Origin of the sequence: Shewanella sp. SM101 (genome assembly GCF_025654465.1) — a bacterium.
GTDB classification, from domain to species: Bacteria; Pseudomonadota; Gammaproteobacteria; order Enterobacterales; family Shewanellaceae; genus Shewanella; species Shewanella oncorhynchi.
Map to the genome: position 1 here is coordinate 104,965 of NZ_JAKKRH010000015.1, position 10,781 is coordinate 115,745.

Here is a 10,781-nt window from a genome sequence, read left to right on the forward strand (position 1 = left end):
CATGGCCGCCAATTTCACCGCGCGCGCCAATCAAGCGCTAATACAATCATCCCCTAAATGGCGCCTCGCCATTTGGTTGCTATTGATGCTGTCTGCCAGTCTATGGACGTTGCAACTCTGGCAAAACGGCGCAAGGGTGCAGAGCGATATTCTCGCCATGCTGCCGCATTTACAGCAGGATAAACTCACAGAGCGCGCCCTTAACCAAGTTGAAGCGACGCTCGCCGATCAAGTCTATATTGCGCTCGTCGCCAAGGATGAAACCACGGCAATCGCTGCGGCTAAGCTCTTGATGCAAAAGCTTGAAACTGACCTTGTTGCTACTGGAAAAAATGCTGCACTTACAGATATTCGCAGCGCCGATATGCAGCTCGGTGAAGCATTGGGGCAATATTATTTCCCCCACAGATTTAAATTACTGACAGCGCCACAAGTTGAGGCGTTAGCAACGAAAGACATTGGAAATCTGATTGAAGCGGCCACAGCGCAGCTTTACAACGCTTTTGGTTATGCCAATAGCAACTTGCTTGCCCAAGATCCGCTGCTGTTATTCCCCGCCAATTTACTCGCCCTCACGCCGAGTTCAAAAGTCAGGGTCAGCCAAGGTATTCTGCTGGCTAATCAAGGCGATAATGTCGCTGCGGTTGTTATGGCAAAGGGCCAAGAAAGTGCTTTTAACCCCAATGCGCAATTGGCGCAGATGACGGCATTAAACCTAGGATTGGATGCGGTTAAACAAAGCTATCCCGATATTACCCTGCTTAAGGCTGGTGCCCTGTTTCACGCGATTGCAGCGACCCAAACGGCTAAGAGTGAAATCTCGATTCTTGGTCTTGCATCCTTACTTGGGGTCATAGCCCTAGTCTGGCTGGCGTTTCGCTCCGTAATGCCACTACTGTTGGCCATCGTTACCATTTCCAGCGGCTTGTTACTGGCAGTGACTTTTACCTTAAGCGTATTTGGCGAGCTGCATTTACTCACCTTAGTGTTTGGTACTAGCTTGATTGGCATTGCCATCGACTACAGCTTTCATTTTTACTGCGAGCGCTTAAGCGATACCGAACGGAGCGCTCAGGCGACGGTCGCGTATATCTTCCCCACAGTGACACTTGCCTTTATCACCAGTGCCTTAGCTTATGTGGGCATAGGTTTAGCGCCGTTTCCAGGAATGCAGCAAGTGGCGATTTTCTGCGCCGCGGGGCTGCTCGGGGCTTATCTCACCCTCATTCTCGCCTACCCACTGTTAGCGGGAAGTCGTTTGCCATCTGGCTCCCGCCCATTAGCGTTAGCGGGGAAGTACCTTGCCAACCTCACTCAGTTATCCAACAGATTGACCACGCCTTTAGGCATGAGCATGTTTGCTTTAGTGATAGTAATGTGGTGTCTGGTTGGCGTAACCAAGTTAACCGTCGATGACGATATTCGCCATTTACAGCAAAGCCCCGCGAGCGTGACTGAACCTGAAAATAAGCTCAGGCAGCTACTCAGCGGCGGCACAGATAATCAATTCTTACTGGTACGCGCCGCGAATGAAGAAGCACTACTACAACAACTTGAGCGAGTGTCGCCACTACTCGATGCCGCTATTGCGAATCAAGAGTTAGGCAACTACGTCAGCCTCAGCCGATATCTTCCCAGCCATCAAAGGCAAGACACGGCTTATCGCTTACAGGGTGAAATCTATCAAACTCAGATAGATACTGTGCTCACAAGCCTTGGGTTGGATGAGAACTTAAAGCCAGAGCTGCAAGCAAGCTACTTAGCAGCTAAAGAGCAATATATCAGTCCAGCAGATTTCTTTACGCAAGAGGCAGGCAAGCAACTCGCACCGCTGTGGCTAGCACCAAATGGCAAGGCCACCGACTATGACGTTCTAAATGATGGGGCGAGCGCTGAGTATGGTGCAATTGTCTTGCTTGGCGGCATTAAACAGATCGACGCGATCAAGGCGCGCTTTGCCAATGATCAAAGCGTACAACTTATCGATAAAGTCGCGGATATCTCCGCCGTCATGGGCCATTACCGACTGTTAACCCTAAAGCTGTTAGCGCTCGCACTTGGTATCGCACTCTTGTTGTTTAGCCTGAATTTTGGCATTAAAAAAGCCACGGTTGTGGTTGCCGTTCCAGCCCTTGCGGCCTTGCTAACGCTTGCAACCTTAGGCTTAACAGGCTCGCCGCTGAGTCTGTTCCATGCACTCGCGCTCATTTTAGTTTTCGGGATTGGGATAGACTACAGCTTGTTCTTTGCCTCTGCTCAAAACCACGGCAAGGCAGTGATGATGGCGGTATTTATGTCCGCCTGCTCGACCCTATTAGCCTTTGGTTTACTCGCCTTTAGCCAGACCCAAGCGATTCATTATTTTGGTTTAACCCTGTCACTAGGTATAGGTTTAACCTTTTTACTTTCGCCACTGATTTTAACGACTAAAAAGTCCTGATAACGACAAGGAACGTACTTTACATGACTACACCCGCTCACGATTTATCAGCTATGCCAAATTCACTTGCCGTCAATGTGGCTATTATCGGCGCAGGACCTTCAGGCGCCATTGCCGCCAGCTTGCTACACCAACAAGGCAAGCGCGTGCTGGTGTTAGAAAAACAACATTTCCCCCGTTTTTCCATCGGTGAAAGTTTACTGCCCTGCTGCATGCAATTCATCGAAGAAGCCGGCATGTTAGACGCACTCAATGCCGCTGGATTCCAGCATAAAAATGGCGCCGCCTTTCGTCGCAATGGCACTTACACTACCTTCGATTTTACCGATAAATTTACCCCAGGGCCGGGCACCACATTCCAAGTGCAGCGCGCCAGTTTTGATAAACTGTTAGCCGATACCGCCCAAAGCCAAGGGGTCGACATCCGCTATGGCGAAACCGTCGAGGCGATAGATTTAACCGAGAATCCATGCTTAATGGTGCGCAATGAACAGGGCGAGCTTTATCAAATCAGCGCCCAATATGTGCTTGATGCCAGTGGTTTTGGCCGTGTGTTACCCCGCTTGCTCGACTTAGAAAGTCCGTCTTGCCTACCACCGCGTAGCGCCATCTTTACCCATGTGGAAGACAACATCAGCGATCCTAACTTTGATCGAAATAAAATTTTAATCAGCGTCCACCCAGAGCATAAAGACATTTGGTATTGGCTCATTCCCTTTAGCAATGGCCGTTGCTCACTCGGCGTGGTTGCCGAACCGCAATTACTTGCGCGTTTACAAGGTTCGCTTGAGCAACAATTGATGAACATAGTCAATGAAGAACCAGGACTAAAAGCCCTACTGGCAAACGCTAAGGTGGTGCAAGAATGCGCCACACTCAAGGGTTATTCAGCCAATGTGTCACGGCTTGCGACCGACAAGTTCGCCCTACTGGGTAATGCCGGCGAGTTCCTTGATCCGGTATTTTCCTCCGGCGTCACTATCGCCATGCAATCGGCATCGATGGCAGCAAAATGTGTGACTAAACAACTCAATGGTGAAACGGTTGACTGGCAAGCCGATTACTCAGCGCCTTTAATGCAGGGGGTGAATACCTTCCGCACCTATGTGCAAGCTTGGTATGATGGCCGCTTTCAGGATGTGATCTTCTATGAAGAACCGAATCCACGCATCAAGCAAATGATTTGCTCGATTCTGGCTGGCTACGCTTGGGACCTCAATAATCCCTTCGTTAAAGACTCGGAGCGCCGCCTGAACATGGTGGTCGAATTGTGCCAAAACCAAGTTGCCATTCCTGAATTTGCAGAGGCGTAACCGCATGTCGCTTAACTTTAACGCGAAATGGCGAGTGTTCCCCGCGCTACTGATCATCAGTCTAGGGCTGACTGGATGTAGCGAACTGCTGTTCAGGCAAACCTGTGTCGGCCTCGCTAAAGACATGCGTTATTGCTTGGCGCCACTGCCCCATGATTTTGCCCCCGCAGCCGATAAGCCTCTGACTAAGCCGACGGCCAAACCTGCCGACATTAGCAGCCCGCAAACCGAGAGCAAAACGGGCGTATCCTCACCCCAGTCCTTTAGCCAAAAGGTCAGCATTAAAGTGGGTGATAAATCCCACGAGCTGCTCACTCAATTAGAGTTAGAGAATGAGCGCATGACGCTCGTTGGCTTAGCGCCACTCGGACAGGCTTTGTTTACCTTAGTTTATGATGGTAATACACTCAGCAGTGAACAAAGCGTGCTGCTAGGGGACAATTTTAAAGCTGAGTATTTAATGGCGATGATGCAACTGATCTATTGGCCTGAACAGAGTATTCGCGCCCATTTAGAAGGTGGTCATTTAGTCACAGGCCTTTGCGATACGGTTGGGGGAAATCAGGGCGATACGCTTATAGGCACCCGAGTGAATACAATCCCCTGTCGCCAGATCTATAGTCAAGATACCTTGATCAGTAAAAGCGGCCAGCAAACCCATGTGGTGCAAATCCGTTATCAACAAAATATCGGCGATGCTCTTTGGCAAGCCCACATCAGCTTAACTATGCCACAAGCTAAATTTGAGCTAGAAATCGAACCTATTTAATCTGTTAGCATCCGCACTTAACTGTGCCATGGTAAAAAGACACACAATGATGAACAGAGTAGCTATTACACAGATTGGATTGTGTACCCCGCTAGGGCAAGATCCCCAGCAGGTTTTAGACCGCCTGATCGCCGGTGATACCAGTGCGATGCTACGCAGTGACACTCTCCTGTTCGAGCACCCAACCTTAGTTGCACCCGTGACGGCAGCGCTACCAACCATTCCCGAAAAACTCATTCAGTTTGATTGCCGTAACAACCAATTACTGCTGTGCGCCGCACTGCAAATTGCGACCACAGTTGAACAAGCGAAACGGGATTTTGGTCATGCCCGTATTGGTGTTGTGCTAGGCACAAGCACGTCAGGGATTTCAAAAGGTGAAGCCGCGCTGAGCTACCGCAATCAATACGGATACTTTCCCGCGGATTACCACTATTTCCAGCAGGAGCTCGGCAGCACCAGCGACTTTTTACGCCAATATTTTGAGCTAGATGGTCCTTGCTACACGATTTCAACCGCCTGCTCATCCAGCGCCAAAGTGTTTGCCAGTGCCAAACGCCTATTACAGGCTAACCTCTGCGATATGGTGATTGTCGGCGGTGTCGACAGTTTATGCCAACTCACAGTCAATGGTTTTCACGCCTTAGAATCTGTCTCGAAAGGCCACTGCAATCCTTTTAGTATCAACCGTGATGGCATCAATATCGGCGAAGGCGCGGCGCTTTTTGTCCTGACGTTGGGCGAGTCAGAGGTCATGCTAGCGGGTATTGGAGAGTCGAGCGATGCGCACCATATGTCGGCGCCACACCCCGAAGGCGAAGGCGCGATCAAAGCCATGCACGCGGCGTTGCAAGATGCACACATTGCAACAAAAGACATTGGTTACATAAACTTACACGGTACAGCCACGCCTAAAAATGATGCGATGGAAAGCCGCGCCGTGGTTGAAGTGTTTGGCGTGAACACGCCCCCTTGTAGCTCGACCAAGCCCTTAGTCGGCCATACCTTAGGTGCCGCTGGCGCCATTGAAGCCGCCTTCTGTTATTTATTACTTTCAGCACATAATCACCGCCAAGCCCTGCCGCCCCATCAATGGGACGGACAAGTCGATCCACAGGATCCGTCCATTGCCTTGGTCGAGCGCCATCAAGTCGCCGCTAAGGGCGCGCTTAATTATGTGATGAGCAATTCCTTCGCCTTTGGCGGCAGCAATGCCAGCCTAATTTTCTGCCGTAACGAGGCCTAGTACCATGCAGTTACTTAAGATTAACCAACCCTTTGCCGAACAGAATATTGCCGATTTTATTCCCCATAGGGCACCAATGATTTTGCTCGATAAAATCATTGGCTATCGGCGCGATAACCTAGAGACCGAAGTCACTATCACGGCCAAGAGCCCCTATTTCAATGATAAATATCAAGCCGTACCCAATTATGTGGGTATCGAATATATGGCCCAAAGTATTGCCGCCCTTGCAGGGGTTGAGGCAAAGCTTCGCAATGATAAAATCCGCGTCGGGTTTCTATTGGGATCGCGCAAATTAACCTTGTATGCAAAGCAATATGAGCTCGGGCGCACCTATCGCACCCAAGTCAGCCGCCTCTATCAAGAGGAATCGGGATTAGCGGTATTCGATTGCCAAATTTATCTGCTGCCCGAAGCCGGCACTGAGCTAGAAAAGAGCTTAGTGGCCCAAGCCAATGTGAATGTGTTCCAGCCTCAGGACACACAAGCCTATCTTGCAGGCAATCAAGACGCGGCAAATAGAAGCCTTGGGCACTAAAGCAATGATGTAGATAAAAAGCGTTAAAGCGCCTTAACAAGCGACCTTTTTACCATAAATACATGAAACCCCATACCGACACATAACGATAAAATGGGGTGGAGAAAACAGATGAATAACAGAGTATTAGTTACCGGTTCGAGCCGCGGTATTGGTAAAGCCATCGCCCTAAAACTCGCCGCTGCAGGTTTCGATATCGCCCTGCATTACCACAGTAACCAAGCAGCTGCCGATGACACTGCCGCGCAAATCCGCGCGCTTGGGGTGAATGTGAGCCTGCTGAAATTTGATGTCACCGACCGCGCAACCGTCAGAGGCGCCATCGAAACCGATATCGAGGCCAATGGTGCCTATTATGGCGTGATCCTCAATGCTGGCATCAACCGCGATACCGCCTTTCCTGCCATGACAGAAAGCGAGTGGGACAGCGTGATCCACACTAACTTGGACGGTTTTTATAATGTCATCCACCCCTGTGTCATGCCTATGGTACAAGGTAGAAAGGGCGGGCGCATCATCACCTTAGCCTCAGTTTCTGGGATTGCGGGCAACCGTGGCCAAGTCAATTACAGCGCCTCAAAAGCGGGTATTATCGGTGCGACTAAGGCATTGTCATTAGAGCTGGCAAAACGCAAAATCACCGTCAACTGTATCGCCCCCGGCTTGATTGAAACCGACATGGTGGCCGATATTCCTAAGGATATGGTCGAGCAATTAGTGCCGATGCGCCGCATGGGTAAACCGAGTGAAATCGCCGCCTTAGCCGCATTTTTAATGTCTGACGATGCCGCCTATATCACTCGCCAAGTGATATCGGTCAATGGAGGCATGATCTAAATGAGCGAAGCGACAAATCAAACCCGCTTAGGGAAACGAGTGGTTGTCACTGGCATTGGCGGCATTACCGCCCTAGGCCATGATTGGGAGGCGATAGCGGCGAGCCTTAAGGCGCAGAAAAACTGTGTTGTCACTATGGGCGAATGGGATAAATACGATGGCCTCAATACCCGCTTAGCCGCCCCCATTACCGACTTTGAAGTGCCAAGCCATTATTCGCGCAAGAAAATTCGTTCTATGGGTCGGGTTTCTATCATGGCAACCCGCGCCAGTGAACTTGCATTAATCGATGCGGGATTGTTAGACGATCCTATCGTGTCCTCGGGTGAAATGGGTATCGCCTATGGCTCGTCCACTGGCAGTACCGATGCCATCATCGCCTTTGGCGATATGTTGAAAACCGGTGATATGTCGGGCGTCACCGCCACGAGTTATATCCGCATGATGGCACACACCACAGCGGTGAATGTGGGGGTATTTTTCGGCTTAAAAGGCCGAATTCATACCACTAGCAGCGCCTGCACCTCGGGGAGCCAAGGCATAGGTTACGCCTATGAAGCCATCAAATACGGTCATCAAACCTTAATGTTGGCGGGCGGCGGTGAAGAACTCTGCCCCACAGAGGCCGTCGTATTCGATACCTTATTTGCCACCAGCACTAAAAACAGCACACCCGAACTCGCGCCACGCCCCTTCGATGCGAGCCGTGATGGCCTCGTGATTGGCGAAGGTGCCTGTACGCTGGTACTCGAAGAGCTCGAACACGCCAAGGCGCGTGGCGCCAAGATTTACGCTGAGTTAGTCGGTTTTGGCACGAATTCAGATGGCCAACATGTCACTCAACCGAACGCACAAACCATGGAAATCGCCATCAGATTAGCCCTCAAAGATGCACAGCTTGAGCCTAGCGCCATAGGCTATGTCAACGCCCACGGCACGGCGACCGACCGTGGTGATATTGCCGAGAGTCACGCGACCCATGCGGTATTTGGCACTAACATGCCGATTTCATCCCTTAAAAGCTACACGGGCCACACCTTAGGCGCATGCGGTGCACTAGAAGCTTGGGTGAGTATTGAGATGATGAATGCGGGCTGGTTTGCGCCGACACTCAACCTTGAAAGTATCGACCCACAATGCGCCGATTTGGACTATATCCGCAGCGAGCCGCGCCCAATCGATACAGATTATGTGATGAGTAATAATTTCGCCTTTGGCGGCATTAATACCTCGCTGATTTTTAAACGCTGGGCCCAATAACGACATATAAAAACCACATAAGGACATCACCATGAAACCACTCTTTGCAGGTATGCTGCTTAGCATCAGTTTATTAAGCTCGCCTTTATTGGCTCAGGAATATACGGTTGAAACCTATCAAGAAATCTTTAAGGGTGATAACCAATTCAAGCAAAAAGAAGCCATTGAATCACTCACCATCGCTGGTTTATCCGATCCTGCCATTTTTGATGCGCTCGAAGCAAAGCTACTCGCATCTTTGCCCCAAGCCACTGAAAAAAATGCCATTGACTACAGTGCTTGGTTAGTCAAAGGCTTAGCTTATTCAGGCAATGATAGGTACAGCGAAACCATCAACAAGATTGTTAATGGTGATTATCCTAAAAAACTCAAAAAATACGCAGGTCAAGCTTTAGAAAACATAACGATATATAAAAAATGGAATGCGATTCTTGCGGATAAAAACCAATATACTGCCGATCAAAGTCAGCAAAATAATGCCTTTGCCAATGCCCTACGCAGCAATGATTTAGAATTAATGCGTCTCGCAGCTAAACGCATCATGGATGACCGCCAGTACGATGATTTTATCCTAGCCGTACTCAGTAACGAATTGAAAACACCACGCTTAATGGCCAATGACAAACTCGCCATCGATACCTATGCCAACATGGCAAAAGCGCTAGCTAGTTCAGGGAATACCGCTTACCGCGATGTGATTGAAAATATGGCAACCACGAGCTCAAACAAAAAACTCAAAAACTACGCCGAGAGTTATTTGAAGAAATACTACTAAACCTACCCGTTTTACGCTTAATCGAACAAATCATGGCCGAGCTTATCCTCGGCCATTTTTATATTCGCCTATACAGGCTTGCCATGGTAATCACTCACTACACTGTGAAAGAACCTAGAGGCTCTAAGTTGATAAACGAGAGTTACCGAAGGCGAAGAGGCAGTTAAACATAGATATTGTTCAGAGTGAGGCCAACCATGGTACTGGCTCGACGACCCGCAGCCAGTCCATCCTTGGATGCTCGACCGCCCCGTCCATGGGGCGGACGGTCGTCTCGCCAATCACCACGGTTTGCCTTTCGAGCACAGGCAACATCTGTAAGCTTAAAAAGCTAGAGTCACATTAATAATCTGAAAGTAGAACAGTTATAACTAAAAACTAATATACTAAACGGTAGGAGGCTTATTATATTTTTATTATGAGAAATCGTTAAAAAGATGAAGATATTGCTCAAACTCACTTCCGGTTAAAAGTTTGACACTATCATGGTAGTGTTCATAATTCTGTGTCATTTCAGTAAAATATTCAAAAACAGGAATGACACATGACCCAACCTTTTAACTTCGAACAAGCCCTTAAAGATCTGCAATCAGGTAAAAGCCTTACAGGTAAAGACAGCATTCTTGGTCCACTGATCAAGCAACTCACTGAAGCGGCTCTCCAGGCTGAGCTTGAGCAGCATTTAGCGCATGATCCTCAGCCTAATCGCAAAAATGGCAAAACCCCTAAGACCATTATGGGATCAATGTGTCTAACGCAACTGTAAGTGCTATCACTGACAAACTCATCCCCGAACTTAAAGCGTGGCAACAGCGCCCATTAGATAGCCATTATCCTATCGTTTGGCTTGATGCGATACATTATAAAGTCAAAGAGGATGGGCGTTACGTCAGTAAAGCCGTTTACACATTGTTAGCGCTTAATATGAAAGGAAAAAAGGAAATTTTAGGGCTTCACTTATCCGAAAATGAAGGCGCTAATTACTGGCTATCCGTACTGACCGATCTTAATAATCGTGGCGTAAAAGATATTCTTATCGCCTGTGTTGACGGCTTGACTGGTTTCCCTGAGGCTATAGCCAGTATCTTCCCTCATACGGAAACACAGCTATGCGTTATCCACCAGATCCGCAACTCAATGAAGTATGTCGCCTCAAAAAATCAGAAAGCATTTATGGCTGATTTAAAGCCTGTGTATCGAGCCGTGAGTAAAGAAGCCGCAGAGATGGCATTGGACGAACTGGAGGCCAAATGGGGTGATGCTTATCCGCTGGTAATCAACTCTTGGCGTCGCAAATGGCATAATTTGTCCCATTATTTTAAGTACCCAGAACATATCAGGAAAGTGATTTACACCACCAATGCAGTAGAGGCAGTACATCGCCAATTTAGAAAGCTCACCAAAACCAAAGGTGCTTTTCCTAATGAAAATAGCTTGTTGAAGCTACTTTACGCAGGCATATTAAACGCCTCTGATAAATGGACCATGCCAATCCACAATTGGAGCCTTTGCTTATCTCAGTTAGCGATTTATTTTGAAGGACGTTTAGATAGCGTGCTGGAAATTTAAAAATTAGCCTGACACAGAATTTTGAACGCCCTCA

The 10,781-nt window shown here is 48.7% G+C and carries 8 protein-coding genes and 1 pseudogene; all 9 read left to right on the forward strand.

The genetic code is table 11. The features are described 5' to 3' along the window. Nucleotide 1 precedes the first annotated feature (1 nt). The 9 genes and pseudogenes from L5M38_RS10505 (at nucleotide 2) to L5M38_RS10545 (ending at nucleotide 10,747) form a co-directional block, all read left to right on the forward strand. The gene (locus L5M38_RS10505) at nucleotides 2–2,440 is read left to right on the forward strand and encodes an MMPL family transporter (protein WP_263179045.1); all 2,439 of its coding nucleotides are present in this window, start codon (nucleotides 2–4) and stop codon (nucleotides 2,438–2,440) included. 23 nt (nucleotides 2,441–2,463) lie between these two features. Next, nucleotides 2,464–3,753, forward strand: coding sequence for an NAD(P)/FAD-dependent oxidoreductase (locus tag L5M38_RS10510; protein ID WP_263179046.1), 1,290 nt, complete (start codon nucleotides 2,464–2,466; stop codon nucleotides 3,751–3,753). 4 nt (nucleotides 3,754–3,757) lie between these two features. Further along, the gene (locus L5M38_RS10515; RefSeq protein WP_263179048.1) at nucleotides 3,758–4,522 is read left to right on the forward strand and encodes a DUF3261 domain-containing protein; all 765 of its coding nucleotides are present in this window, start codon (nucleotides 3,758–3,760) and stop codon (nucleotides 4,520–4,522) included. A gap of 46 nt (nucleotides 4,523–4,568) precedes the next feature. Beyond that, entirely contained in the window at nucleotides 4,569–5,768 is a 1,200-nt protein-coding gene (locus L5M38_RS10520; RefSeq protein ID WP_263179050.1) for a beta-ketoacyl-[acyl-carrier-protein] synthase family protein, read from the forward strand. A gap of 4 nt (nucleotides 5,769–5,772) precedes the next feature. Then, nucleotides 5,773–6,306, forward strand: coding sequence for a hotdog family protein (locus L5M38_RS10525; RefSeq protein WP_263179052.1), 534 nt, complete (start codon nucleotides 5,773–5,775; stop codon nucleotides 6,304–6,306). Nucleotides 6,307–6,417: 111 nt separating this feature from the next. Next, a complete protein-coding gene (locus tag L5M38_RS10530) occupies nucleotides 6,418–7,143 on the forward strand; it encodes a 3-ketoacyl-ACP reductase FabG2 (protein WP_263179053.1) in 726 nt (241 codons plus the stop codon). Further along, nucleotides 7,144–8,403, forward strand: coding sequence for a beta-ketoacyl-ACP synthase (locus tag L5M38_RS10535; protein WP_263179055.1), 1,260 nt, complete (start codon nucleotides 7,144–7,146; stop codon nucleotides 8,401–8,403). A 31-nt stretch (nucleotides 8,404–8,434) separates the two neighbouring features. Beyond that, on the forward strand, nucleotides 8,435–9,178 hold the full coding sequence (locus L5M38_RS10540; protein WP_263179057.1) for a hypothetical protein: 744 nt from the start codon (nucleotides 8,435–8,437) through the stop codon (nucleotides 9,176–9,178). A 544-nt stretch (nucleotides 9,179–9,722) separates the two neighbouring features. After that, a pseudogene (locus L5M38_RS10545) lies at nucleotides 9,723–10,747 on the forward strand (IS256 family transposase). Nucleotides 10,748–10,781: the final 34 nt, after the last annotated feature.